General features: G+C 63.3%; 24 protein-coding genes. 10 read left to right on the forward strand and 14 right to left on the reverse strand.

Annotation, left to right across the window (positions count from 1 at the left end):
* Window positions 1-42 precede the first annotated feature (42 nt).
* The 11 genes from leuB to PanNE5_RS21210 all read right to left on the reverse strand — a co-directional run bounded on the left by leuB (window position 43) and on the right by PanNE5_RS21210 (window position 9705).
* Complete coding sequence (gene leuB / locus PanNE5_RS21160; RefSeq protein ID WP_017233063.1) at window positions 43-1110, reverse strand: 3-isopropylmalate dehydrogenase; 1068 nt, start codon at window positions 1108-1110, stop codon at window positions 43-45.
* A gap of 24 nt (window positions 1111-1134) precedes the next feature.
* The gene (gene leuD / locus PanNE5_RS21165) at window positions 1135-1785 is read right to left on the reverse strand and encodes a 3-isopropylmalate dehydratase small subunit (RefSeq protein WP_026131785.1); all 651 of its coding nucleotides are present in this window, start codon (window positions 1783-1785) and stop codon (window positions 1135-1137) included.
* 121 nt (window positions 1786-1906) lie between these two features.
* Complete coding sequence (locus tag PanNE5_RS21170) at window positions 1907-2035, reverse strand: entericidin A/B family lipoprotein (protein ID WP_017233060.1); 129 nt, start codon at window positions 2033-2035, stop codon at window positions 1907-1909.
* 55 nt (window positions 2036-2090) lie between these two features.
* Window positions 2091-3500 (reverse strand): 3-isopropylmalate dehydratase large subunit, encoded by a 1410-nt coding sequence (gene leuC / locus PanNE5_RS21175; RefSeq protein WP_150563034.1) that lies wholly within the window; start codon window positions 3498-3500, stop codon window positions 2091-2093.
* Between the two features lie 281 nt (window positions 3501-3781).
* Window positions 3782-5083 carry a citrate synthase gene (gene gltA / locus PanNE5_RS21180; protein ID WP_026131784.1) on the reverse strand — a complete coding sequence of 434 codons (1302 nt, stop codon included), beginning with the start codon at window positions 5081-5083 and terminating at the stop codon, window positions 3782-3784.
* Between the two features lie 29 nt (window positions 5084-5112).
* Window positions 5113-5385, reverse strand: a complete 273-nt coding sequence (locus tag PanNE5_RS21185) for a succinate dehydrogenase assembly factor 2 (RefSeq protein ID WP_150563035.1) — start codon at window positions 5383-5385, stop codon at window positions 5113-5115.
* 10 nt (window positions 5386-5395) lie between these two features.
* On the reverse strand, window positions 5396-6100 hold the full coding sequence (locus tag PanNE5_RS21190) for a succinate dehydrogenase iron-sulfur subunit (RefSeq protein ID WP_026131782.1): 705 nt from the start codon (window positions 6098-6100) through the stop codon (window positions 5396-5398).
* Window positions 6101-6112: 12 nt separating this feature from the next.
* Window positions 6113-7888, reverse strand: coding sequence for a succinate dehydrogenase flavoprotein subunit (gene sdhA, locus PanNE5_RS21195; protein ID WP_017233055.1), 1776 nt, complete (start codon window positions 7886-7888; stop codon window positions 6113-6115).
* Between the two features lie 3 nt (window positions 7889-7891).
* Window positions 7892-8257: a succinate dehydrogenase, hydrophobic membrane anchor protein gene (gene sdhD, locus PanNE5_RS21200; protein ID WP_017233054.1), complete on the reverse strand. Its 366-nt coding sequence runs from the start codon at window positions 8255-8257 to the stop codon at window positions 7892-7894.
* 1 nt (window position 8258) lies between these two features.
* The gene (gene sdhC / locus PanNE5_RS21205) at window positions 8259-8672 is read right to left on the reverse strand and encodes a succinate dehydrogenase, cytochrome b556 subunit (protein ID WP_026131781.1); all 414 of its coding nucleotides are present in this window, start codon (window positions 8670-8672) and stop codon (window positions 8259-8261) included.
* Between the two features lie 190 nt (window positions 8673-8862).
* Window positions 8863-9705, reverse strand: coding sequence for a UTRA domain-containing protein (locus PanNE5_RS21210; protein ID WP_017233052.1), 843 nt, complete (start codon window positions 9703-9705; stop codon window positions 8863-8865).
* A gap of 340 nt (window positions 9706-10045) precedes the next feature.
* On the opposite strand from PanNE5_RS21210, the gene PanNE5_RS21215 reads away from it, so the two are divergent.
* The 7 genes from PanNE5_RS21215 (at window position 10046) to PanNE5_RS21245 (ending at window position 18586) form a co-directional block, all read left to right on the forward strand.
* Window positions 10046-11029 carry a malate dehydrogenase gene (locus tag PanNE5_RS21215; RefSeq protein ID WP_026131780.1) on the forward strand — a complete coding sequence of 328 codons (984 nt, stop codon included), beginning with the start codon at window positions 10046-10048 and terminating at the stop codon, window positions 11027-11029.
* 346 nt (window positions 11030-11375) lie between these two features.
* Window positions 11376-11558 carry a hypothetical protein gene (locus tag PanNE5_RS21220; RefSeq protein WP_261938762.1) on the forward strand — a complete coding sequence of 61 codons (183 nt, stop codon included), beginning with the start codon at window positions 11376-11378 and terminating at the stop codon, window positions 11556-11558.
* A gap of 43 nt (window positions 11559-11601) precedes the next feature.
* Entirely contained in the window at window positions 11602-12099 is a 498-nt protein-coding gene (locus PanNE5_RS21225; RefSeq protein WP_017233049.1) for a hypothetical protein, read from the forward strand.
* A gap of 210 nt (window positions 12100-12309) precedes the next feature.
* Window positions 12310-15018, forward strand: a complete 2709-nt coding sequence (gene acnA, locus PanNE5_RS21230; protein WP_261938763.1) for an aconitate hydratase AcnA — start codon at window positions 12310-12312, stop codon at window positions 15016-15018.
* Between the two features lie 206 nt (window positions 15019-15224).
* The gene (locus PanNE5_RS21235) at window positions 15225-16712 is read left to right on the forward strand and encodes a DNA-3-methyladenine glycosylase 2 family protein (protein ID WP_261939885.1); all 1488 of its coding nucleotides are present in this window, start codon (window positions 15225-15227) and stop codon (window positions 16710-16712) included.
* Window positions 16709-17272: a methylated-DNA--[protein]-cysteine S-methyltransferase gene (locus PanNE5_RS21240; protein ID WP_017233046.1), complete on the forward strand. Its 564-nt coding sequence runs from the start codon at window positions 16709-16711 to the stop codon at window positions 17270-17272. Before PanNE5_RS21235 ends, PanNE5_RS21240 begins: the two co-directional genes overlap by 4 nt.
* A gap of 135 nt (window positions 17273-17407) precedes the next feature.
* Window positions 17408-18586, forward strand: coding sequence for a DUF2863 family protein (locus PanNE5_RS21245; protein WP_017233045.1), 1179 nt, complete (start codon window positions 17408-17410; stop codon window positions 18584-18586).
* 101 nt (window positions 18587-18687) lie between these two features.
* Here the strand turns inward: PanNE5_RS21245 and PanNE5_RS21250 are convergent, their stop codons facing one another.
* On the reverse strand, window positions 18688-19401 hold the full coding sequence (locus tag PanNE5_RS21250; protein WP_261938764.1) for a tRNA (guanine(46)-N(7))-methyltransferase TrmB: 714 nt from the start codon (window positions 19399-19401) through the stop codon (window positions 18688-18690).
* A 314-nt stretch (window positions 19402-19715) separates the two neighbouring features.
* On the opposite strand from PanNE5_RS21250, the gene PanNE5_RS21255 reads away from it, so the two are divergent.
* Window positions 19716-20378, forward strand: coding sequence for a BspC domain-containing protein (locus tag PanNE5_RS21255; protein WP_017233043.1), 663 nt, complete (start codon window positions 19716-19718; stop codon window positions 20376-20378).
* Between the two features lie 44 nt (window positions 20379-20422).
* On the opposite strand, the gene PanNE5_RS21260 is transcribed toward PanNE5_RS21255, so the two are convergent.
* Together PanNE5_RS21260 and yaaA are read right to left on the reverse strand one after the other, a co-directional pair.
* Complete coding sequence (locus PanNE5_RS21260; RefSeq protein ID WP_017233042.1) at window positions 20423-21571, reverse strand: M14-type cytosolic carboxypeptidase; 1149 nt, start codon at window positions 21569-21571, stop codon at window positions 20423-20425.
* 65 nt (window positions 21572-21636) lie between these two features.
* Window positions 21637-22416 (reverse strand): peroxide stress protein YaaA, encoded by a 780-nt coding sequence (gene yaaA / locus PanNE5_RS21265; RefSeq protein WP_261938765.1) that lies wholly within the window; start codon window positions 22414-22416, stop codon window positions 21637-21639.
* A 47-nt stretch (window positions 22417-22463) separates the two neighbouring features.
* Here yaaA and PanNE5_RS21270 point away from each other — a divergent pair, with 47 nt between their 5' ends.
* Both PanNE5_RS21270 and PanNE5_RS21275 read left to right on the forward strand, forming a co-directional pair.
* Window positions 22464-22976, forward strand: coding sequence for a putative toxin-antitoxin system toxin component, PIN family (locus PanNE5_RS21270; RefSeq protein WP_261938766.1), 513 nt, complete (start codon window positions 22464-22466; stop codon window positions 22974-22976).
* A 139-nt stretch (window positions 22977-23115) separates the two neighbouring features.
* The gene (locus PanNE5_RS21275) at window positions 23116-24312 is read left to right on the forward strand and encodes a pyridoxal phosphate-dependent aminotransferase (protein WP_017233039.1); all 1197 of its coding nucleotides are present in this window, start codon (window positions 23116-23118) and stop codon (window positions 24310-24312) included.
* Window positions 24313-24400: the final 88 nt, after the last annotated feature.

The following is a 24400-nucleotide window of genomic DNA, read 5'->3' on the forward strand; positions in this document are numbered from 1 at the left end:
TTGCAATTGCGCCGAGGGGCGTCTCTCGACGCCCCGTCAACGTTATAGCGCGGCAACCACTGCCGCACCCATCTCGCGCGTACCGACCTTGGTCGCGCCTTCCTGCCAGATGTCGGGCGTGCGCAGACCTTGCGCCAGCACCTTCTTCACCGCATTCTCCACGCGATCGGCCTGTTCCGCACGGCCCAGCGTGTAACGCAGCATCATGGCCGCCGACAGGATCGTGGCCAACGGATTGGCGACACCCTTGCCGGCGATATCGGGCGCCGAACCGTGCGACGGCTCGTACAGCCCCTTGTTATTCGCATCCAGCGACGCCGACGGCAGCATGCCGATCGATCCCGTGAGCATCGCGGCCTCATCCGACAGAATATCGCCGAACATGTTGCCGGTCACCACCACGTCGAAGTTCTTCGGCGCCTTGACCAGTTGCATCGCGGCGTTGTCGACGTACATGTGCGAGAGTTCGACCTCCGGATACTGCTTGGCGACCTCGATCATGGTGTCGCGCCACAGTTGCGACGTCTCGAGCACATTGGCCTTGTCCACCGAACACAAGCGCTTGTCGCGCTTGGCTGCGGCCTGAAATGCGACGTGCGCGATGCGCTCCACTTCCGGCACGCTATACCGCATGGTATCAAAACCTTCGCGCGCCCCTTCGAAAGCGCCATCGGGCGACTGGCGGAAGCCCTTCGGCTGGCCGAAGTAGATGTCGCCGTTCAGCTCACGAATGATCAGGATATCGAGCCCTGCCACGATTTCCGGCTTCAGGCTCGATGCATCGGCCAGTTCCTTGTACAGGATGGCCGGACGGAAGTTGGCGAACAGCTGCAGATGCTTGCGCAGCCCCAGAATCGCCTGCTCGGGACGCAGTGCGCGCTCGAGCGAATCGTATTTCCAGTCGCCCACGGCGCCGAACAGAATGGCATCCGCTTCCTTGGCGAGCTTGAGCGTGGCGTCCGGCAGCGGATGACCCGCCGCCTCATAGCCGGCGCCGCCCACGGGCGCTTCTTCCAGTTCAAACGTCTCGCCAAGTGCGTTCAGCACATTGACGGCTTCCGTCACGATTTCCGGACCAATGCCGTCACCCGGCAACACTGCAATTTTCATGCGATCTCCTTGTGTGCGCGGGCCTCAGCCCGGCAGGCGCGTTGCGAGCCACGGCTGCTTGGCGAGCCGCTCGGCCTCGTAGGCGCGAATCTTGTCGGCGTGACGCAGCGTCAGGCCAATGTCGTCGAAACCGTTCAACATGCAGTACTTGCGGAACGGCGCGATGTCGAACTCGTAAGCGCGACCGTCGGGCGTCATCACCGCTTGCTTGTCCAGATCGATGGTCACCTGAAAGCCGTTGAACGCGGCGGTCTCGTTGAACAGGTGATCGACCTGCATCTCCGACAACGCGATCGGCAACAGCCCGTTCTTGTAGCAGTTGTTGAAGAAGATGTCGGCGAAGCTCGGCGCGATGACCGCGCGGAAGCCGAATTGCTGCAACGCCCACGGGGCGTGCTCACGCGAGCTGCCGCAGCCGAAGTTCTTGCGTGCGAGCAGCACCGTGGCGCCCTGATAACGCGGCTGATTGAGCACGAAGTTCGGGTTGAGCGGACGCGCGCTGCAATCCTGGCCCGGCTGGCCGACATCGAGATAACGCCACTCGTCGAACAGGTTCGGACCAAAGCCCGTGCGCTTGATCGACTTCAGGAATTGCTTGGGGATGATCGCGTCGGTATCGACGTTTTCGCGATCCAGCGGCGCCACCAACCCCGTATGGACGGTAAATTTTTCCATCACGAACCACCTGATCAAAACAGTTCGGCTGCGGCCGCGCCCGGAGAGCCCTGGCCGTCAAAACCGGAAATTTCGTAGGTGCGCACGCGCGGCGATTGCCCGCGCGATACGCACCGTCGCATCACTTCTTCGCGGCGTTCTCGAGGGCCGAGCCAGCGGCTTGCGTATCCTTGCCGAGGCCCGCCATCGTGTTGCAGCCTGCCACGCCCAGCACCAGCATCGCACCGATCAGCATCCACAGTTTCTTCATGGTTTTTTCTCTGTCAAAGACGATGTCAAACGACGGTTATATCGATGCGAGCGCGTCAGACCAGACGACGCACGTCGACGAAATGGCCTTCGATGGCGGCGGCCGCGGCCATCGCCGGACTCACGAGGTGCGTACGCCCGCCCGCGCCCTGACGGCCTTCGAAGTTACGATTCGAGGTCGAGGCGCAACGCTCGCCCGGCTCCAGACGGTCGGCATTCATCGCCAGACACATCGAGCAGCCCGGCTCGCGCCATTCGAAGCCGGCGGCCTTGAAGACCTGATCCAGCCCTTCCTGCTCGGCCTGATGCTTCACCAGCCCCGACCCGGGCACGACCATCGCCAGCCGCACGTTCGGCGCCACACGGCGACCGAGCGTCTTCACAACGTATGCCGCCGCGCGGATATCTTCGATACGCGAGTTGGTGCACGAGCCAATGAACACCTTGTCGACGTTGACACTGGCCATCGGCGTGTTCGGCGTCAGCGCCATGTATTCGAGCGCGCGCTCCATGGCACTGCGCTTGACCGGGTCTTTTTCCTTCTCGGGATCCGGCACACGGTCTTCGATACTCACGACCATCTCCGGCGACGTGCCCCAGCTCACTTGCGGGCGCAACGTGTTCGCGTCGATCTCGACCACGTGGTCGAACGCGGCGCCCGGATCGGTGTGGAACGTACGCCAGTAGGCTTCGGCCTGCTGGAATTCCACGCCCGAGGGTGCGAACGGACGGCCCTTCACGTACTGGATCGTCGTGTCGTCCACCGCCACCAGACCGGCACGCGCACCGGCCTCGATGGCCATGTTGCACACGGTCATCCGGCCTTCCATCGTGAGCGAGCGGATCGCCGAGCCGGCGAATTCGATCGTGTAGCCCGTGCCGCCGGCCGTGCCGATCTTGCCGATGACGGCCAGCACGATGTCCTTGGCGGAACACCCGCGCGGCAGCGTGCCTTCGACCTTCACGAGCATGTTCTTGCTCTTCTTCATGAGGAGCGTCTGCGTGGCGAGCGTGTGCTCGACTTCAGACGTGCCGATGCCGAACGCCAGTGCACCGAACGCGCCGTGCGTGGACGTGTGCGAATCGCCGCAGACCACCGTCATGCCGGGCAGCGTGGCGCCCTGCTCCGGGCCGATCACGTGCACGATGCCCTGACGCAGGTCGTTCATCTTGAATTGGGTGATGCCGAAGCTGTCGCAGTTGTTGTCGAGCGTGTCGACCTGCAGACGCGAAATCGGATCGGCGATACCTTGCGTGCGGTCGGTGGTCGGCACATTGTGATCCGACACCGCGAGGTTGGCAGACAGTCGCCAGACCGGACGCTGCGCGAGTTTTAGCCCCTCAAACGCCTGCGGACTGGTCACCTCGTGCAACAGATGACGGTCGATGTAGAGCAACGTAGTGCCATCGTCCTCGGTATGCACGACATGTGCATCCCACAATTTGTCATACAGCGTCTTGGCCATGATAAAAACGCGGGGCTAAATATCGTTGTAGGAACAAACGTCGTTCCGTGAACTTTTGATTATGCCATAGCGCTTTCGCGCCGGCGGAATACGAAATCCCCGGGAAACCGGGCGGTAAACGCACGATCAACCGGGGATTTGTGCGAATCACGGCAGCTTGTGCCGTGGCTTCGAATATAGCGCAACGAGGGCTCGTTGCGGCGCCGCACCGCCTTGCCGTTTCGGCAAGGTTGCGGTGCCGGCACGGCAAGGAGGCGCCGTGCCGAACGCCTCCGACAGGCTTAGCGCTTGTCGATGGTCGCGACTTCGCGCGGCGTGTGGCCGATGAACAGCTGACGCGGACGACCAATCTTCTGGTCCGGCTCACCGATCATTTCGTTCCACTGCGCGATCCAGCCCACGGTACGGGCCAGTGCGAAGATGCAGGTGAACATCGACGTCGGGATGCCCAGCGCGCGCTGAACGATACCCGAATAGAAGTCGACGTTCGGATACAGCTTGCGCGACACGAAGTATTCGTCTTCCAGGGCGATTTTCTCGAGCTGCATGGCCAGCTTGAACAGCGGGTCGTCGTGCAGGCCCAGTTCGTTGAGCACTTCGTAGCACGTCTCGCGCATGAGCTTGGCGCGCGGGTCGTAGTTCTTGTACACGCGGTGACCGAAGCCCATGAGCTTTACGCCCGAGTTCTTGTCCTTCACCTGCTTGATGAATTCGGGGATCTTGTCCGGCGAACCGATCTGCTCGAGCATGTTCAGCGCGGCTTCGTTCGCACCGCCGTGTGCCGGGCCCCACAGACACGCGATACCGGCAGCGATACAGGCGAACGGGTTGGCACCCGACGAACCGGCCAGACGCACGGTCGACGTGGAGGCGTTCTGCTCGTGATCGGCGTGCAGGATCAGGATGCGGTCGAGGGCGCGCACCAGCACGTCGTTGACCTCGTACTCTTCGCACGGGTTCGCGAACATCATGCGCATGAAGTTCGCGCTGTACGACAAGTCGTTGCGCGGATACACGAACGGCTGGCCGATGCTGTACTTGTACGCCATCGCGACGAGCGTCGGCAGCTTGGCCATCAGGCGGATGGCCGAGACTTCGCGGTGCGTCGGATTGTTGATGTCCAGCGAGTCGTGATAGAACGCCGACAAGGCGCCGACCGAACCGGTCAGCACAGCCATCGGGTGCGCGTCACGACGGAAACCGCGGAAGAAGAAGTTCATCTGCTCGTGCACCATCGTGTGACGGGTCACGGTCTTGACGAATTCGTCCTTCTGCTGGGCGTTCGGCAGTTCGCCCTTGAGCAGCAGATAGGAGGTCTCGAGGAAGTCGCAGTGGGTGGCCAACTGCTCGATCGGGTAGCCGCGATACAGCAGCTCGCCCTTGTCGCCATCGATGTACGTGATGGCGGAATTGCACGACGCCGTCGACATGAAGCCCGGGTCATACGTAAACTTGCCGGTCTGGCCGTACAGCTTGCGGATATCGATTACATCCGGGCCCATCGTTCCCTGATAGATCGGCAGTTCGACGCTGGGCGAACCGTCAGAGAAAGATAGGGTGGCTTTAACATCAGACGGAGTCATATCGCTTCCTCAAAAAAATACTTAAACCCCTACACGGCACGCAAAAGCGCCAGCAGGCGCTGCACGTCCGGCCCGTCCAGATCCGCGTCGGGCTCTTTACGCGCTAGCAGCAGATCCATCAAATCGTTGTCGCTCAAATCGAGCAACCTGGTGAGGGCGCCCACATCCTCGTCGGTCATCGAGGCTTCGTACTTCGCGAAGAAGCGTTCGAGAATGAGGTCGTTTTCCAGCAAACCGCGGCGTGCCCGCCAACGCAGGCGGGCACGTTTGACCGGATCGGACTGGTGATTGGTATCCGGCATGATCGCTAGGTCAGACGGCGCGACGCACCATCAGCTCCTTGATCTTGCCGATGGCCTTCGTCGGGTTCAAACCCTTCGGGCACACATCCACGCAGTTCATGATCGTGTGGCAGCGGAACAGGCGGTACGGATCTTCCAGGTTGTCCAGACGCTCGCCGGTGGCCGTGTCGCGGCTATCCGCAATAAAGCGGTACGCCTGCAGAAGACCGGCCGGACCGACGAACTTGTCCGGGTTCCACCAGAAGCTCGGGCACGACGTGGAGCACGACGCGCACAGAATGCATTCGTACAGACCATCGAGCTCATCGCGCTGTTCGGGCGACTGCAGACGCTCTTTCTCCGGTGCCGGCTCAGGGTTGATCAGGTACGGCTTGATCGAGTGGTACTGGTTGAAGAAGTGCGTCATGTCGACGATCAGATCGCGAATGACGGGCAGCCCCGGCAGCGGCTTCAGCACGATCTTGTTCGGCAGATCGTTCATGTTGGTCAGGCAGGCCAGACCGTTCTTGCCGTTGATGTTCATCGCATCCGAACCGCACACGCCTTCGCGGCACGAGCGGCGGAACGCGATGCCTTCATCGAGCTTCTTGAGCTTGACCAGGGCGTCGAGCAGCATGCGCTCATGACCGTCGAGTTCGACCTCGTAGGTCTGCATGTACGGTGCGGCATCCTTGTCCGGATCGTAGCGGTAGACTTCAAAAATACGTTTCATGATCTTGCGAATCCCTTAGAACGTCCGCGCCTTGGGCGGAACCGAGTCGACGGTCAGCGGCTTCAACTGCACCGGCTTGTAATCCAGACGGTTGCCTTCGCTGAAGAACAGCGAGTGGCGCATCCAGTTGGCGTCGTCACGCTCCGGATAATCGCTGTGCGCGTGCGCGCCACGGCTTTCCTTGCGGGCTTCGGCTGCGATCATGGTGGCCTTGGCCACTTCGATCAGGTTGTCCACTTCCAGCGCTTCCATGCGCGCCGTGTTGAACACCTTCGACTTGTCCTTCAGGTGAACGTGCGACACGCGCTCGGCCACTTGCTTGATCTCGTCCACGCCTTCCTTGAGCAGGTCGGACGTACGGAACACGCCGGCGTGCTTCTGCATCGTCGCGCGGATGTCGTTGGCGATGTCCTGTGCGTACTCGCCCGTGCTGGAGGCTTCCAGACGGCCCAGACGCGCCATGGCGTTGTCGCCGGCATCGGCGGGCAGCGGCTTGTGCTCGCCGTGGTTCTTCACGAAGTCGACGATGTGGTTACCGGCCGCGCGGCCGAACACCACGAGGTCGAGCAGCGAGTTCGTGCCCAGACGGTTGGCACCGTGGACAGACACGCAGGAGCACTCGCCCACGGCGTAGAAGCCGTTGACCGGGGTCGATTCGCCGTTCTGCTGCACGACAACCTGGCCGTTGTAGTTCGTCGGAATGCCACCCATCTGGTAGTGGATGGTCGGCACGACGGGGATCGGTTCCTTGATCGCGTCGACGTTAGCGAACTTCAGGGCGATTTCGCGAATCGACGGCAGGCGCTTCATGATCGTCTCGGCACCGATGTGCGAGAGGTCGAGCAGCACGTAGTCGCCGTTCGGGCCGCAGCCACGGCCTTCCTTGATTTCCTGGTCCATCGAGCGCGACACGAAGTCACGCGGCGCCAGATCCTTCAGCGTCGGGGCATAGCGCTCCATGAAGCGCTCGCCGTTCGAGTTGCGCAGAATACCGCCCTCACCGCGCACGCCTTCGGTAATCAGCACGCCCGCACCGGCCACGCCAGTCGGGTGGAATTGCCAGAATTCCATGTCTTCGAGCGGAATGCCCGCACGCGCGGCCATGCCAAGACCATCACCGGTGTTGATGAACGCGTTGGTCGAGGCGGCGTACACACGGCCGGCACCGCCGGTCGCGAACAGCGTGCACTTGGCTTCGAGCAGGTAGACTTCGCCGGTTTCGAGTTCGAGCGCCGACACACCGAGCACGTCGCCGTCTTCGTTGCGAATCAGGTCGAGCGCCATCCACTCCACGAAGAAGTGCGTCTTGGCGGCCACGTTCTGTTGATACAGCGTGTGCAGCAGCGCGTGACCGGTACGGTCGGCGGCCGCGCAAGCGCGCTGGACCGGCTTCTCGCCGTAATTGGCCGTGTGACCGCCGAACGGGCGCTGGTAGATCGTGCCGTCCGCGTTACGGTCGAACGGCATGCCGAAGTGTTCCAATTCGTAGACGGCGTTCGGCGCCTGACGGCACATGAACTCGATCGCATCCTGGTCGCCGAGCCAGTCGGAGCCCTTGATGGTGTCGTAGAAGTGGTAGTGCCAGTTATCTTCGCTCATGTTGCCGAGCGAGGCGCCAATGCCGCCCTGAGCGGCCACGGTATGCGAACGGGTGGGGAACACCTTGGACAGCACGGCGACCGACAGACCGGCCTTGGCCAGTTGCAGCGACGCGCGCATGCCCGAACCACCTGCGCCCACGATGACAACGTCAAAGCGGCGGCGCGGCAGCGAATTTTTAATTGCAGCCATTCTTTACACTCTCCACAGAATCTGCGCGGCATAGCCAGCACACGCCAGCAGCCAGACGATCGTCAACGTGTACAGCGCCAGTCGCACACCGACCGGCTTGACGTAGTCCATCCAGATGTCGCGCACACCGACCCACGCGTGATAGAACACCGCGAGCAGCGTGACGAACGTCGCCAGCTTCATCCACTGATGCGAGAAGATGCTTGCCCAGCCTTCGTAGGAGAAATCCTTGGCGGTGAAGAACCACACCAGCAGGATCACGGTGTACACGGCCATGATGACCGCGGTCAGACGCTGCGCCATCCAGTCGCGCAGGCCGTAGTGGGCGCCGACGACCAGACGCTTCGAACCGATATTGTTCTGTGCCATCTTAGAACGCTCCGAACAGCTTGAGGGCGACGGCCAGCGTCAGCACCAGCGACACGACCAGCACGACCACGGCCGAATTCTTGCCGCCTTCCTTGCTCACGGCGTCGTGATTGAAGTCCATGCGCAGATGGCGCACGCCGGCGCAGAAGTGCTGCAGGAAGCCCCACGACAGTGCCAGGATGACAAGTTTGACAAACCAGTTGGAGGCGATGCTTCGCAGAACGTCGAAGCTGAGTTCCGACGTGAGGCTCTGTTCGAACAAATAAAGCGCGAACGGCAACAGAAGGAACAAGATCACACCGCTAATACGGTGCAGAATGGACACGATCCCAGCCAGCGGGAGACGGTACGAGACAATCTGTCCAATACCGATATTCCTGTAGACTGGCCGCTCTTTTTTTACCACTTCAGCCATGCTAGACCCCATGTAGTTACATCAGCCCCAGATTTTAGCGCCGATTCTAGTGCGTTGCACCATACCGGTTCCAATGCTCCGGAAATTCCTGCCGGCAGCACGCACTCCGCCGCCTCTCATGCTCGACTTTCAGGCACTCACCGGCCACGACGCCAGCTCGCCCCCGGGAAGTCACCACCCTCTCAATGCGTCAACTCAATTCGTTCTGGTAATGATGTTCCGTCGTCACGTACCAGCCCCGGCGCACTTCCACCGGCTTGTCCCCATAAGTGTAGGAAACGCGCTCGACGCTCAACAGCGGGAACCCCTTCGGCACCTTGAGCAGATCGGCGGTCATGTCGTCCGCGGCCACGGCGCGAACTTTTTCCACGGCGCGAATCATGCGTGTGCCGAATTCATCTTCGAACAGGCCGTACATCGGCCCCTTGTATTCATTCAGCCTTTCCGCCGTCAAGCCGCGGAAAAGTGCGCCCGGCAACCAGATTTCGTCGAGCACCGTGGGACGGTCCGAGAAATCCATCATGCGGCGGATCAGAATGACGCCATCGCCTGCGCGCAAATCGAGCTGGCGCGCGATTTCCGCCGGTGCACGCATACGGCGGCACTCGATCAGGCGGCTGGGCGGGTGATGGGGTTCGCCCGAATCGGGCGCGAGTCGCAGAAACCGGAACTGCACCCGGTCCTCGTGATGGGTCGCGACGAACGTGCCGCGCCCCTGACGGCGCACAAGCAGGTTTTCTGCAGCCAGCTCGTCGATGGCTTTGCGCACCGTTCCCTGGCTCACCTTGAAACGGGCGGCCAGCTCGACTTCGCTGGGAATGATTTCGCCGGGCTTCCATTCGCCGGCTTGCAGACCCTGGGTAATGAGCCCCTTGATCTGCTGGTACAGCGGGCTGAAGGTCGGCGACGCCCCTGCCGAAGCCGCACTCTGCGGGGCCTGGGAGGCCGGTGCGGCGTCACGCGCGCTGTCCGGTCGCTGCGGAGCATCGACAGGCGTCGTGGGGTTGGATGTGTCGCGAACATTCGCATTCATGGCGGCGATTTGACCACAAATCAAGACCTTCGTCTATCGAATAACAGCAATAATCCTATGTCTTATATAAGACATAAGATACAGTTGACATTCGTTGTGGTGACTCCTACACTGGCGCGGGCTAACAGGGGCCTGCAGACGCAGCACAGCTATCTTATAAGAGAGTTCGTCGCTTCGCACTTATTCACGGCAGTCGACCCCGCAGCCCGCAAGCTTCCGTAGGTCAAGGAATTTTAGGGGCTTTGTGTGACGCGGCGCTGTCAGCCTGGCGAAAATGCCACCCGGACGGCGAGCTTACTCCGAGCTTCGCAGGAATTTGTACACGTCTGGAGAGATTCTCATGGCAAAACCCGCAATGCGTGTCGCCGTCACCGGCGCCGCTGGCCAAATCGGCTACTCCCTGCTGTTCCGCATCGCCAATGGCGACATGCTCGGCAAGGATCAGCCCGTCATCCTGCAACTGCTCGACCTCCCGCAAGCTCAAGCCGCCGTCAAGGGCGTTGTGATGGAGCTGGAAGATTGCGCATTCCCGCTGCTCGCCGGCGTGGTTGTGACCGACGACCCCAAGGTCGCCTTCAAGGATGCCGACGTCGCCCTGCTGGTGGGTGCCCGTCCGCGCTCGAAGGGCATGGAGCGCAAGGATCTGCTCGAAGCCAATGGCGCAATCTTCACGGTGCAGGGCAAGGCCCTGGATGAAGTCGCCAAGCGTGACGTCAAGGTGCTGGTCGTCGGCAACCCGGCCAACACCAACGCCTATATCGCCATGAAGTCGGCACCGAACCTGCCGAAGGAAAACTTCACCGCGATGCTGCGCCTGGACCACAATCGCGCCCTCTCGCAACTCGCCGCCAAGACCGGCAAGCCGGTCGCGAGCATCGAGAAGCTGGCCGTGTGGGGCAACCACTCGCCGACGATGTACGCCGACTACCGCTTCGCCACGATCGACGGCCAGAGCGTCAAGTCGATGATCAACGACGACGTGTGGAACAACGACGTGTTCCTGCCCACGGTCGGCAAGCGCGGCGCCGCCATCATCGAAGCCCGTGGCCTGTCGTCGGCCGCTTCGGCAGCCAACGCGGCCATCGACCACATCCATGACTGGGTGCTGGGCTCGAACGGCAAGTGGGTCACGATGGGTATCCCGTCGGACGGCTCGTACGGCATTCCGCAAGACGTGATCTACGGCGTGCCGGTGATCTGCGAAAACGGCAAGTACAAGCGCGTGGAAGGCCTCGAGATCGACGCCTATTCGCGCGAAAAGATGAACTTCACGCTCAACGAACTCGAAGAAGAGCGCGCTGGCGTGGCACATCTGCTGGGCTAATCCCCCAGGGACTCGACCCCGGACGCCGTCATAAGCGTCGTCGGGGGCCGAAACTGCGCCGGCGGCTTACCCCCACTGCCGGCGCAACTCCCGCGATCGACGGAACGGCTTTAACGTCCGCAGCCCAGTGACGACATTTTGCGCAACGGTCCGCGCCATCTATCGCGCTATGACCCCGGCACGACGTCACGCAACACCGAGCGATTTCTTGGCCAAGCCAATGCCACGCCTGACTGCCGCACCCCGCGCGCCACACCGGACGACCGGTGAGCGCGCAATGCCCGCAGCGAGCGCGCCGCATGATTCCCGGCGTTGGCTTCGCCAAGCATCCCGCCCGACACCCGTCATGTCCTCGCTCGACAACGGCTTCACGCGCGAGCGCCGTCCGGCGCCGCACCCTCTCGAATTCCGCACTGCAACACCCCGTTCAACGACGCCGGTCCCTACCGCCGACGCCGATGGCGCGTGGCAGGAAGGAATTGAAAAAATTTGTATGGTGACGCCGACCAACGCAAACTTCGTACGATAATCTGCGTTTTTGTCGCACCTTACCTATTGTTTGGAGATTCACCATGAAGAAGCTTTGCCTGACCGTGTTGGTCGCCCTTTGCTCTGCCGCCATCGTGCCCGCCGCGTTTGCCACTGAACCGGCCAGCAAGACGACGGCCAAGAAGGCCGCACCGAAGAAGAAGCTCAAGCACGCGCCGGCCAAGAAGAAGGCGACCGTTGCCGCTGCGCCGGTGCAACCGGTGGACGGTTCGGAACTGTGGAGCTGCAAGGAAAACGAGAAGCTCTTTATCAAGGGCGACATGAAGCGCGACCAGGTGCTCACCATGTTCTGGGAAGGTCGCAACTACAAGCTGCCGCGTCAGCAGACGACGACCGGCGCAGACCGTTTTTACGACGCCGCCAGCGGTTTGGATCTGGTGGTGATTCCGGCCAAGGCCATGCTGTTCACGCACCGTGATGGCGGCAGCCGACTGGCCGACGAGTGTTTGACGCGCGAAATGGCGGAGCACGACAAGCTCGCCCCGACGCAATCGGTTCAACTGATCAATGTGACCAACTGAGCCACGCTCGGTTGACATCGATCGCTCGAGGCGCCGGCCGCTTTCCTGTTGCCGCCTCGGCATGACATGCAGTCCCCGGCGTACCGGTTACGCCGGTCGCTCGCCGTACCGGCATCGACACGGGCGCCCACGCCGGCGCCCCTGCGATGCCGGGTTTCATCGAATGGCATTACCACCGCTTCGTTTTTCTGTATCACTCAAGGAAAGATCATGGCCCACAACCTCCACAAAACGCTTAAAGAGTTCAAGCTCGGCGGCGACAAGAAAGGCAAGTTCTACTCGCTGCCCCAACTGGGTAAAGCCCTGGGTGTGAACGTCGAACGCCTGCCGGTGTCGATCCGCATCGTGCTCGAGTCGGTGCTGCGCAATTGCGACGGCAAGAAGGTCACCGAGGCGCACGTCCAGCAACTGGCCAACTGGAAGCCGAATGCCGAGCGCGTCGACGAAATCCCGTTCGTCGTGGCACGCGTTGTGCTGCAGGATTTCACGGGTGTACCGCTGCTGGCCGACCTGGCCGCGATGCGTAACGTTGCCGAGCGCCAGGGCAAGAACCCGAAGCGCATCGAGCCGCTCGTGCCCGTGGATCTGGTGGTTGACCACTCGGTCACGATCGATCACTTCCGCGAGAAGAAGGCGCTCGACCTGAACATGAAGCTGGAATTCCAGCGCAACAACGAACGCTATCAGTTCATGAAGTGGGGGATGCAGGCGTTCGACACATTCGGCGTCGTGCAACCGGGCTATGGCATCGTGCACCAGGTGAACCTGGAGTACCTCGCCCGTGGCGTGCACAAGAAGGACCACGTGTTCTACCCGGACACCCTGGTCGGTACCGACAGCCACACGACCATGATCAACGGTATCGGCGTGGTGGGCTGGGGCGTGGGCGGCATCGAAGCCGAAGCCGGCATGCTGGGTCAACCGGTGTACTTCCTCACGCCTGACGTTGTCGGTGTGGAGCTGACGGGCCGTCTGCGCGAAGGCGTGACCGCCACCGATCTGGTGCTGACGATCACGGAAATGCTGCGCCGCGAGAAGGTCGTCGGCAAGTTCGTCGAATTCTTCGGCGAAGGCACGACGAGCCTGGCGCTGCCGGACCGCGCCACCATCGCCAATATGGCACCGGAATATGGCGCCACGATGGGCTTCTTCCCGGTCGACGAAAAGACGATCGACTACTTCAAGGGCACGGGTCGCACGAAGTCGGAAATCGACGCCTTCGAATCGTACTTCAAGGCCCAGAAGCTGTTCGGCGTTCCGAAGAAGAACGACATCGACTACACGAAGACGCTGTCGCTGGATCTGGGCACGGTGGCACCGTCGCTGGCCGGTCCGAAGCGTCCGCAGGACCGCATCGAAATCGGCAACGTGAAGTCGACGTTCAAGGACCTGTTCACGAAGCCGGTCGCCGAGAACGGTTTCAACAAGACCGAAGCGCAGTTCGATACGACCTACAAGACCGCTGGCGGCATCGACGTGAACAACGGCGACGTGCTGATCGCGGCGATCACGTCATGCACGAACACGTCGAACCCGAGCGTGCTGCTCGCGGCCGGCCTGCTGGCCAAGAAGGCGGTGGAAGCCGGCCTGAAGGTCGCACCGCACATCAAGACGTCGCTCGCCCCGGGAAGCCGCGTGGTGACCGAGTACCTCGAAGCGGCCGGCCTGCTGCCGTACCTCGAGAAGTTGGGTTTTGGCGTGACGGCCTACGGCTGCACGACCTGTATCGGTAACGCTGGCGATCTGACGGCCGAGCTGAACGACGTGATCGTGAAGAACGACATGGTTGCCGCCGCCGTACTGTCGGGCAACCGTAACTTCGAAGCGCGCATTCACCCGAACATCCGCGCCAACTTCCTGGCGTCGCCGCCGCTGGTCGTGGCCTACGCCATCGCCGGCAACGTCACGCGCGACCTGATGACCGAGCCGGTCGGCAAGGGCCGTGGCGGAAAGGAGATCTTCCTGGGCGACATTTGGCCGACCAGCGAAGAAGTCCAGAAGCTGATGAAGTTCGCGATGAACGCGAAGACCTTCAAGGCGAACTACGACACGGTGAAGGATCCGAGCCCGCTGTGGGCCAAGGTCAAGGGTTCGAAGGGCCAGGTCTACGATTGGCCGGGTTCGACGTACATCGCCGAGCCGCCGTTCTTCGAAGGCTTCACGATGGAGCCGAACGCCGACATCAAGCCGATCCATGGCGCGCGCGCGCTGGGCGTGTTCGGCGACTCGGTCACGACCGACCACATCAGCCCGGCCGGCTCCATCAAGGAAAGCTCGCCGGCAGGCAAGTGGCTGCTCGAAAACGGCGTGCTCAAGGCCGATTTCAACAGCTACGGCTCGCGTCGTGGTAACCACGAAGTGATGATGCGCGGCACGTTCGCCAACGTGCGCATCAAGAACCTGATGATCCCGGTGCAGGCCGACGGCTCGCGCGTGGAAGGCGGCCTGACGATTCACCAGCCGAGCGGCGAACAGTTGTCGATCTACGACGCTGCGATGAAGTATGTCGGCGAGAACACCCCGACGGTGGTGTTCGGTGGCGAAGAGTACGGTACGGGTTCGTCGCGTGACTGGGCGGCCAAGGGCACGCAACTGCTGGGCGTGAAGGCGGTCATCGCGCGCTCGTTCGAGCGTATCCATCGCTCGAACCTGGTCGGCATGGGCGTGCTGCCTCTGCAGTTCAAGGGGTCGGACAGCGCCCAGTCGCTGGGCATCACGGGCGAAGAAACGTATGACATCGAAGGTCTGTCGGCCGATATCAAGCCGCAACAGGACGTCACGCTGGTGATCCATCGCAAGAACGGCGACACGCAAAAGGTGCAAGTCCTGCTGCGTATCGACACGCCGATCGAAGTGGATTACTACAAGCATGGCGGCATTCTGCCGTTCGTGCTGCGTCAGTTGTTGGCCGCTGCCTGATCAGCCACGCTGTCATGACCCACGCTGCCGGGTAACGATTCGTTGCCCGGCAGACTGCAAAACCCGGCCTCGTGCCGGGTTTTGTCTTGTTGGGAGGATGTGTGGCTGTCATGTCCGAAAATGACTGGCGCCTCATGCGCCTCGCGCGTAGAGTGGCGGGCATAGTCTCTGCCCTCTTGCCGCCGGACCCACGCCGCCCCATGTCCATGCCCCTCGATCCCGAAGTCTGCTACAAGGCCGTCAGCGCTCGCGACCGGCGCTTCGACGGCTGGTTCTTCGTCGGCGTGTCGTCGACCGGCATCTACTGCCGGCCGGTGTGCAACGTGCGCACACCCCGCTTTGAAAATTGCTCGTTCCATGGCAGCGCCGCCGCCGCAGAGAAGGCTGGCTTTCGTCCGTGCCTGAAATGCCGTCCCGAACTCGCGCCTGGCCTCGCGCGTTTCGACGCCACCCGCGAACTCGCCGACGCCGCAGCCGCCATGATCGACGAAGGCTTCCTCAATCACGCCAGCCTCCCCGCCCTCGCGGCCCGAATCGGCATCACGGAACGCCATCTGCGCCGCATCTTTGCGGACGAATTCGGCGTCTCCCCAGTCGAGTACGCGCAGACGCAACGACTTCTGCTGGCCAAGCGCCTGCTCACCGATACGGCCATGCCCGTGACCGACGTCGCCCTCGCCGCCGGCTTCGGCAGCGTTCGACGCTTCAACGGTCTCTTCAAGACCCGCTACGGCTTCGCCCCCGGCCGGCTGCGCCTGAACGCGCGCCACGATGCCCTTCCCGACAGCGATCTCGTGTTCCAGCTCGCTTATCGACCGCCCTTTGCCTGGCACGCCCTGCTCGATTTTCTCGGCAACCGTGCCATCGAAGGCGTCGAGCGGCGCGAGGGCGACGTCTATACCCGCACGCTGAGCCTCGAACGCCAGGACGGGCAGACGGCCACGGGCTGGTGTCGCGTCACCCCGCTACCGGATCGCCATGCGCTTCAGGTGACATTGCCGCCCACGCTGGCCGGCAGCGTGCCGCAGGTGCTGGCCAAGCTTCGACATTTGTTCGATCTCGGCGCGCGCCCGGACGTAATCGACGCTCACCTCGGCCCACTCGCCGCGGCGACGCCCGGCCTGCGCGTCCCGGGGGCGGTCGATGGTTTCGAGATCGCCGTGCGCGCCATCGTCGGCCAGCAGATCACCGTCAAAGGCGCCCGACGCCTGCTCGGCCGGCTCGCGCAACGCTTCGGCACGCCCCTGCCCACCCCAGCGCACGGTCTGACGCACACGTTCCCGAGCGCCGCGCAACTCCTCGCCGTGCGCCCCGACGCCCTCGGCGAAGCCGGTATCATTCGGAGTCGCATCGCCGCCATTCACGGGGTGGCGCAGGTGATCGTCGATGGCCGCTTGCGGCTGGATCCCCTCGCGCCCCTGGACGCCACAATGGCGGCTCTGCTCGCGATCAAGGGCATCGGCCCCTGGACAGCGCAATACATCGCCATGCGTGCGCTGGGCTCTCCCGATGCAATGCCCGTCGACGATCTGGTGCTGCGTCAGGCGCTTGGCGCGGCCGACGGGCGCGCCGTCGCCGCGCGGGCGGCACAATGGGCGCCATGGCGAGCGTATGCCGCGCTGCACGTCTGGCGCGCGGCAGCACAGGGACCGGCGGGCCAGCCGGTCGAGACTTTGCAGGAGGTGTGCGCATGACCCACTACGAAACGTATTACGACAGCCCGCTGGGCGACATGCTGCTCGTCGCCAACGGCGACGCCCTCACCGGCGTGTATTTCTCGCATCAGAAGTATTTTCCGCCAGCGGGCGACACGCGCCGCGATGGCGCCGACGTCGCGGTCCTGCGTGACGCGAAGCGCCAGCTCGACGAGTATTTTCACGAAGGACGACGCACCTTCGATCTGGCGCTGGCGGCGCAGGGCACGCCGTTTCAGCAAGGCGTCTGGGCCGAACTGCAACGCATTCCGTTTGGCGAGACACGCAGCTACGGCGACCTCGCGCACGCGTTGGGCGACCTCAACAAATCGCGCGCGGTCGGTGCCGCGAACGGCCGAAATCCGATTGCGATCATCGTGCCCTGCCACCGCGTGATCGGCGCAGACGGCACCCTCACCGGCTACGCCAGCGGCGTCGAGCGCAAGCTCGCCTTGCTCTCGCTGGAAGGGGCCGCGCTCGCCCCGGTAACAGGTGCCACGCTGGCGGCCACGCGTCGAACCCGACTCTCGGCGCCCGCCAATCTCGCGTTCGATTTCTGACGGCCCCGGGGCGGCAAGGCCGCGCCATGTCGTCATTTTCAGGGCCGGCACGATGCAATCGGTGCGCACGTCCCATCAATCGCGTTCACGCATGCCGTACAATCGTGAGTCCATGTATTTCTGCTTTGCACGACTATGCGCTCACGCACCGCCAAACGACTGACCCCCGACGCTGAAAAGCTGGTCGGCCACGCGCTCGCGCTCGCTGCCTCCGGCAGCCGTATCGAAGACCGCTTCTGGGAAGCCCAGCTCGACACGTTGCTCACGCGCGTGCTGCGCACCGGTAACCAACCGGCCATCGACGCCGCCCTTGACCATCTCCAGGCCAACCACAGCGAGGCCTATGGCGCGCTCGCCGATCTGATCGAGTCGCAAAGCGAATCCGCCGAACCGGAAGCCGAAGGTCAGGTGTGGGACGGTCTGCTCGTCGCCATCCCTATCCTCGCCTGGACCCGTTACGCGATTCCCTCGGGGCCGGTGAAAGCCGATGCGCTCATGCCCGTTCGCGCGCACCTGCACGCTCACGTGCTGGCCGAACCGGCGCGCGTGACCATTTCGCCGTATCTCTACAGCATCGACCAACTGCCGCGCACGCACTGCGAGTCGTGGAAGGTCACGCAGCAATTGGTACGCGCGGCGGTCGAGAACACCGAAGTCAAACAACCCGGCAGCGACCTGCCGGAAACGGCCCCGATTCTCGCCGACCCGCGCTTCCTGCTGGCGGCCGTCAGCGTACCCAAGGGCGCGCCGATGTTCCGTTGGCAGGAAGAAGGGGCGCGCCACGCCGAACGCGGTCAATGCCAGGAGGCATGGTCGACGCAGGGCGGCCCTAACCTCAATGCGCTGCTGCCTGGCTGCGAAATCGAGTGCCTGCTGCCCGACGCCTATTACGCGAGCTGCCGCGAAGCCGACGAGCGCATCCGGCCCCACACGATCCGCACGGCGCTGCGCTATCTCGAAGACGTGCTCACCCTCACGCCGGCCGAGCTGCGCGCCGTGGTGGCGGGCTTCGGCGAGCAGAACATTGACGAGTACCGCATCGGCTTCACGCAGCGGGGCAGCAACGACGTCATCTATGGGGTCGTGTGGCCGCTGTACGGTCGCGAGAATGGCGAGATCGAAGGCGGCGCGCTCGAGGAAGTCGCCGATCTGCTCAAGGCCTGCGGTGTGACCGAGATTCGCAAGCACCCTGGGCGCTTCGATCCTGAGTATTGCGACGATTGCGGCGTGCCACTGTATCCGGATCCGGTGGGCGAAATCGTGCATGCGGAAATGCCGGAGGACGCCGAACCGAGCCGTCCGCATTTCCACTGATCGGCCGCGCGTCGAAGCGACGCGCGACGACAGCAAGACAATGGCCGTGCGTGATCAGCGCACGGCCATTTTATTTGGGCGACGCGTTCGGCGTGCTCCGCCTAATCACCCGGTGCCGATGGCAATGGCAATGGCGATGGCAACGTCACGACACATCGATGCAGCCCATGTCCCGATGCAAGATACTTGCGCTCGAACGGCGTCATCGGGATGACGCCCCCCTCAGGCGCCCAGACCTCGACGACCGGCCGCACACCGCAGAGCCACTCGACGGCCAACGCCATTTCCTCGATGTAGAGATCCCAGTTGCTGCGGCACTCCAGCACGCCGCCGAGCGCCACCACCGTGGGGAACACCGCGTGCGCATGCCAGCGTCGGGCGAGTTGGCCGATCTTCGGCCACGGGTTCGGATAGAGAAGGTAATGACGTGCCGGGCGAATGCCGGCCTCGAACAGTTGCCGCCAGAAGTCGACCAGATCGGCCCGCACCCATACGAAGTTCTCGGGCCACGCACCGCCCCACCAATCCTTGCCGCGCACGATGCGGCTCTCCGATTGATCGATGCCAATGACGAAGTGATCGGGAAACTGCGTGGCCAGGCGCAACGTGCTTTCGCCGACACCGCATCCCGCATCGATGATCAGCGGTGCGGCGCCGGCGCTGCGCCACGCGACGATGGCGGCCTCGAATGCCCCCGCGCTGTAGGCGGCGAGCGGCTTGCGAAAGACCGCGTCGCGATGACGACTGACGAGCGCCGCCAGTCTGTCGTGCGGGCCGGTTTGAGCACTGGCCACGGTGCGTGAATTTGCGAACATGCTGAAATGAAGAAACGCGGGGCGAACGAAAGGCGTGCCTGCCGCATGCACGAGGTTTTCTGCGCGGCGACGCGTCGGTCAGGCCCGCATTGTAGCGCTCTGTAACTTTCGCGCTCAGTCCTGTTACGTCTGAGGACTTGCCCGGCGGGCGTCGGCGACTTTTTTTCGGTTAAGATGGGAGCCGCTTTGCCGTTGTCTATCATAATGCGGTCAAGCCTCTTCGCGAGCGGCGCGTGCCGAAGACGCCTACGATGGGTCGTCGCATGCCCGCATTGCTCTGCAATGCCTTAGCGCCCCCGAGAATACTTCAAGCAATGTCGAATCGATTTTTTCAACGCGCCGCCGGCGTCGTAATGCGCGCCGCGCGACAGGTCGTCGCAGCCGCACAGGCAGCACCCATCGCATCCGTCGTGTCCGTCGCTGTTCCGCTCTGCCTGTGCGCCGTGGCGGCCCCGGCACAGGCCTTCACCCTCGAACAACATCGCGCGCTGGTCGAGCAGTTCGTCAACACGCGTCACGCCGATCCGCTGGTGGCCGATTGCGCCGCGCACGCGAGTTTCGTCGTTGCCACGCTGCCCGGATACGAGAGCGTCGAGTATGCCGACAACGCGCTCGATTCGGAGCACGCCAAGGTCTTGCCGTGGTCAGGGCCATTTGACGAGCACAAGCAACGTGTGGACGTCACGCAGATGGTCGAACTCGACGGCATCGGCAAGCGCACCAGCGGCCAGACGGACAACATCCATATTCGCTGCGGCTACGCCGACGGTCGCATGATGGGCTTCAACTATACGTCGCCGCTATCACAGGTCGAACAGCCGGTGAAGCGCGCCAAACGCGGCAGCACACACGGCAAGGTGAAGCACGCGGCCGCGAAATCGGGCAGGCATGGCGCCTCGTCCAAGGCGTCGCGCGGCAAGTCGTCGGCAAAGTCGAGCAACACCAAGAAGACCGCGACGAAAAAGAAATCGCACTGAGCGCCGGGTGACGGCCAGCGCTCGCGCTGACCGTCCGTCCCCTCTCACGCGTTATCGGCCTGCATCTGTGCCCAGATCGCGGCAAGCATCGACGCGCCCAACGCGGCGCTTCGCGCGCCGCTCCACCCGACGTGCGGATCGGGACGGTTCGCGTTGTCCTTGAACGGCATTTCGAGCGTGAGCGACAGGCAGCCGAAGCGATGGGCGACCCACTTCGACGCGAGCTTGAGCGAGTCCGGCCCGTGTTTGCCCGGCGGATAGCCGAACTTGTCCTGGAAATCGAGGCTCGCCGCCTTCAGGCGCTCGCCGAACGCCTTCTCGCGCGCGAGTGTCTCGTCGGTCGCCCACTCCACGCCGTCGTTGCCCGCCAGGAATACGTAGGGCAGCGCCTCGTCGCCGTGAATATCGAAGAACATGTCGCAGCCGAGCGTCTCGATGGCTGCGCGCACGTGATACACCTCGGGGCTGCGCATCGGGTCCGGCGCCAGCCACTCGCGATTGAGATTCGCGCCCACCGCATTGGTACGCAGATGGCCGCGCGCCGAGCCGTCCGGATTCATGTTCGGCACGATATGCAGCACCGCTTCGTCGAGCACCGCCGTGGCGAGCGGATCGCCCGCCCAGTCGCCCGCCCCGAGCAGGCGGCGCAACAGTCCTTCCACGAACCACTCCGCCATCGTTTCGCCGGGATGCTGACGCGCGATCACCCAGAGATTGCGCTTGCCCGCGCGCGGTTCACCCACGGTGAGCAAGGTCATATCCCGCCCGTCGACGGTCTGCCCCAACGAGCGCGAACTCACCCTCTGCGAGTTCTGCGCCGTGCCGAGCAGTGCCAGGTGACGCTCCTCGGCATACGGCTCGAAATACGCGAGATACACGCTGTCGTGCGCCGGCGTGAACGACACCGTCATGACCTTCGCGTCGTACGAGGTCGGCACGCGAAACCAGTTCACGCGATCGTACGACGCCACCGCGCGGTAGTTCTCCCAGCCGCGCGGATACGACGTTTGCGCCGCGTTATCGAACATGATCCGGCACGGCGTACCGCCCACCCCCTGCACACGGAAATGGAACCACTGCGCAAATTCTGCGGCACCGTCCCGGGCAATGCGGACGTGAATGTCGTCGGCACGCTCGGCACTCACCACTTCGATGGCGCCGCTATCGAACTTGCTGCTGATCTGGACAGTCATGACTTGTCTCGCTGGCGGAAATCAAAAACCCCGGGCACTTGCCCAGGGTCGAAGGCTCACGAACGTCAGGCCACGCGACGGCGGAAGACCCAGAGCGCGTCGTTCGAGACCGTGTCGTCGAACGCGTAGCCTTCGCTGTCGAAGGCCTTGAGCTGCTGCACGTCGGTCACGCCGCGCTCGATGGCGTAACGCGCCATCAGACCGCGCGCGCGCTTGGCATAGAAGCTGATGATCTTGTACTTGCCGCTCTTCCAGTCCTCGAACACCGGCGTGATCACCGGCGCGGCCACCAGACGGCGCTTGATGACCTTGAAATACTCTTCGGACGCCAGGTTCACGAGCACGCGACGCGTCTCGGTGTGCTCCGCGAGCGACGCGTTGATCGTCTGCGTCACACGCTCGCCCCAGAACGCGTACAGATCACGCCCGCGCTTATTGGCAAAGCGAGTGCCCATCTCCAGACGATAGGGCTGCAGCAGATCGAGCGGGCGCAGCACGCCGTACAGGCCGGACAGAATGCGCAGATGTTTCTGGGCGAAGTCGAGCTGCGTGGCGCTCAGGGTGCGGGCCGCGAGGCCCTCGTAGACGTCGCCGTTGAAGGCAAGCACGGCCTGCTTCGCATTGCTCGTGTCGAAGCGGGCGTTCCAGTCGGCGTAGCGGGTAACGTTGAGCGCGGCAAGTTGATCGGAAATGCTCATGAGCGAGCCCACCTGTGCCGGACTCAGTTCGCGCAGACCGTCGATCAGTTCGGCCGCGTCGTCGACGAACTGTGGCACGGTGTGCGTGCTCACGTGCGGCGGCGTTTCGTAGTCGAGTGATTTGGCCGGCGAGAGAACAATTATCATATCGGGTGCAGCGTCCCTGCGAAAACGAGAAACCCACATTCTATCCAATGCTTCAGAACGCTGTTGCCACGCCCGCCGAACGGGCCTTCGCCGACCATCTCGATACGCTCGCCACACCACCGCGCGTGGTGCTCGACACCAATGTCTGGATCGACTTGCTCGTCTTCGACGACCCCATTGTGCGTCCGGTCCGCGATGCCCTCGTCGAGCGTCGCCTCACGGCGCTCATGGCGTCGCGCTGTCGTGACGAACTCGCCGTGGTGCTTACTTACCCGCAATTCGCGTCGCTCGAAATCGACAACGACGCCGCGCTCGCCTGGGTCGACGCCAACACGCATCGCATCGTCGTGCCGGAAGACGCCGCGCCGGGCGCCCCGCTGCCGTTGTGCCGCGACCGCGACGATCAGAAATTCCTCGAGGCCGCACGCGACGGTCATGCACACTGGCTCGTCAGCAAGGACAAAGCGGTGCTTAAGCTGCGCAGCCGGGTGGCACGCCAGTTCGGCTTTCGCATCGTGACGGCGAGCGCGTTCGCGTCGCTGCTCAACGCGAACGGGTAATGTCCGAAAGTCCGATCGGAATCGGCGAACGCATGGCCGCGGCATGTCCGAAAACGCAACCCAACCTCCGGCATCGCCCGCAGGCCGGGCGCAGCGGCGGTAGAATGGCGGCCTGATCACTGCATCGTCCACTGCCTACATGAACGCGCCCCACACCGCATCTGTCGCGCCCGCCGCTCAGGCGTTGGTCGCCCCGCCGCTTGCGTCACGTCTGCCGAACGTCGGCACCACCATTTTCACCGTGATGTCGGCGCTCGCCGCCGAGAAGCAGGCGGTGAACCTCGGGCAGGGCTTCCCCGATTTCGCGTGCGATCCGAAGATCGTCGATGCCGTCTCGCGCGCGATGCGCGACGGCCATAACCAGTACCCGCCGATGGCCGGCGTGCCGGCATTGCGCCAGGCGATCGCCGACAAGATCGGCCGGCTTTACGGGCAGCCTTACGACTGGAACACTGAAATCACGGTGACGGCCGGTGCCACGCAGGCCCTGCTCACGGCCATTCTCGCGTGCGTGCATCCGGGCGACGAGGTGATCGTGTTCGAGCCGACGTATGACAGTTACGTCCCCTCGATCGAGCTGGCCGGTGGCAAGCCTGTGTTCATCACGCTCGACGCGCCCGAGTTCCGCATTCCGTTCGACAAGCTGGCGGCGGCGATCACGCCGCGCACGCGTCTCATCCTGTTCAACACGCCGCACAATCCCAGCGGCACCGTGTGGCACGAGCAGGATCTCGCGAAGCTCGCCGAGATCGTGGCCGGCACCGACATCCTGCTGATCTCCGACGAGGTCTACGAACACATGGTGTACGACGGCAAGCGGCACGAGAGTGTGGCGCGCCATCCCGAACTCGCGCGCCGCAGCTTCATCGTGTCGAGCTTCGGCAAGACATATCACGTGACGGGCTGGAAGGTCGGATTCGTGGCGGCGCCGGCGTCACTCTCGGCCGAATTCCGCAAGGTGCATCAGTTCAACGTGTTCACGGTCAACACGCCAATGCAGGTCGGTCTGGCCGACTACATGCGCGATCCCGCCCCGTACCTCGAACTCGCAGGCTTCTACCAGAAGAAGCGCGACCTGTTCCGCGAGGGGCTTGCGGGCACGCGCTTCAAGTTGCTGCCGTGTGAAGGCACTTACTTCCAGTGCGTGGATTACAGCGCGATCAGCGACATGAGCGAAGCCGACTTCGCGCTGTGGCTGACCGGCGAGATCGGCGTGGCGGCCATTCCCGTCTCGGCGTTCTATCATGAGCCGCATGAATCCGGTGTGGTGCGCTTCTGCTTCGCCAAGCGGGACGACACGCTGCGCGAGGCGCTGGCACGACTCGCAAAGATCTGACGCGAACCGCTTCAGCAAGACGCAAAAAGGGCCGCGATCTTTTTCCAATCGCGGCCCTTTCGCTTTTGCCTCGGCGCGTGATGCGCGG

The sequence above is a fragment of the Pandoraea sp. NE5 genome, from assembly GCF_024363545.1.
Classification (GTDB): Bacteria; Pseudomonadota; Gammaproteobacteria; order Burkholderiales; family Burkholderiaceae; genus Pandoraea; species Pandoraea cepalis.

Excerpts from the sequence above, each read along its gene's own strand:
- sdhC (WP_026131781.1), bottom strand. The coding sequence starts at position 8,672 with ATGGCTGAAGTGGTAAAAAAAGAGCGGCCAGTCTACAGGAATATCGGT.
- acnA (WP_261938763.1), top strand. The coding sequence starts at position 12,310 with ATGGCCCACAACCTCCACAAAACGCTTAAAGAGTTCAAGCTCGGCGGC.
- PanNE5_RS21270 (WP_261938766.1), top strand. The coding sequence starts at position 22,464 with ATGCTTCAGAACGCTGTTGCCACGCCCGCCGAACGGGCCTTCGCCGAC.
- PanNE5_RS21245 (WP_017233045.1), top strand. The coding sequence starts at position 17,408 with ATGCGCTCACGCACCGCCAAACGACTGACCCCCGACGCTGAAAAGCTG.
- gltA (WP_026131784.1), bottom strand. The coding sequence starts at position 5,083 with ATGACTCCGTCTGATGTTAAAGCCACCCTATCTTTCTCTGACGGTTCG.
- leuD (WP_026131785.1), bottom strand. The coding sequence starts at position 1,785 with ATGGAAAAATTTACCGTCCATACGGGGTTGGTGGCGCCGCTGGATCGC.
- PanNE5_RS21255 (WP_017233043.1), top strand. The coding sequence starts at position 19,716 with ATGTCGAATCGATTTTTTCAACGCGCCGCCGGCGTCGTAATGCGCGCC.
- sdhD (WP_017233054.1), bottom strand. The coding sequence starts at position 8,257 with ATGGCACAGAACAATATCGGTTCGAAGCGTCTGGTCGTCGGCGCCCAC.
- PanNE5_RS21210 (WP_017233052.1), bottom strand. The coding sequence starts at position 9,705 with ATGAATGCGAATGTTCGCGACACATCCAACCCCACGACGCCTGTCGAT.
- yaaA (WP_261938765.1), bottom strand. The coding sequence starts at position 22,416 with ATGATAATTGTTCTCTCGCCGGCCAAATCACTCGACTACGAAACGCCG.
- PanNE5_RS21250 (WP_261938764.1), bottom strand. The coding sequence starts at position 19,401 with ATGTTCGCAAATTCACGCACCGTGGCCAGTGCTCAAACCGGCCCGCAC.
- PanNE5_RS21235 (WP_261939885.1), top strand. The coding sequence starts at position 15,225 with ATGCCCCTCGATCCCGAAGTCTGCTACAAGGCCGTCAGCGCTCGCGAC.
- PanNE5_RS21215 (WP_026131780.1), top strand. The coding sequence starts at position 10,046 with ATGGCAAAACCCGCAATGCGTGTCGCCGTCACCGGCGCCGCTGGCCAA.
- PanNE5_RS21275 (WP_017233039.1), top strand. The coding sequence starts at position 23,116 with ATGAACGCGCCCCACACCGCATCTGTCGCGCCCGCCGCTCAGGCGTTG.
- PanNE5_RS21225 (WP_017233049.1), top strand. The coding sequence starts at position 11,602 with ATGAAGAAGCTTTGCCTGACCGTGTTGGTCGCCCTTTGCTCTGCCGCC.
- PanNE5_RS21240 (WP_017233046.1), top strand. The coding sequence starts at position 16,709 with ATGACCCACTACGAAACGTATTACGACAGCCCGCTGGGCGACATGCTG.
- sdhA (WP_017233055.1), bottom strand. The coding sequence starts at position 7,888 with ATGGCTGCAATTAAAAATTCGCTGCCGCGCCGCCGCTTTGACGTTGTC.
- PanNE5_RS21185 (WP_150563035.1), bottom strand. The coding sequence starts at position 5,385 with ATGCCGGATACCAATCACCAGTCCGATCCGGTCAAACGTGCCCGCCTG.
- PanNE5_RS21260 (WP_017233042.1), bottom strand. The coding sequence starts at position 21,571 with ATGACTGTCCAGATCAGCAGCAAGTTCGATAGCGGCGCCATCGAAGTG.
- PanNE5_RS21170 (WP_017233060.1), bottom strand. The coding sequence starts at position 2,035 with ATGAAGAAACTGTGGATGCTGATCGGTGCGATGCTGGTGCTGGGCGTG.
- PanNE5_RS21220 (WP_261938762.1), top strand. The coding sequence starts at position 11,376 with ATGTCCTCGCTCGACAACGGCTTCACGCGCGAGCGCCGTCCGGCGCCG.
- leuC (WP_150563034.1), bottom strand. The coding sequence starts at position 3,500 with ATGGCCAAGACGCTGTATGACAAATTGTGGGATGCACATGTCGTGCAT.
- leuB (WP_017233063.1), bottom strand. The coding sequence starts at position 1,110 with ATGAAAATTGCAGTGTTGCCGGGTGACGGCATTGGTCCGGAAATCGTG.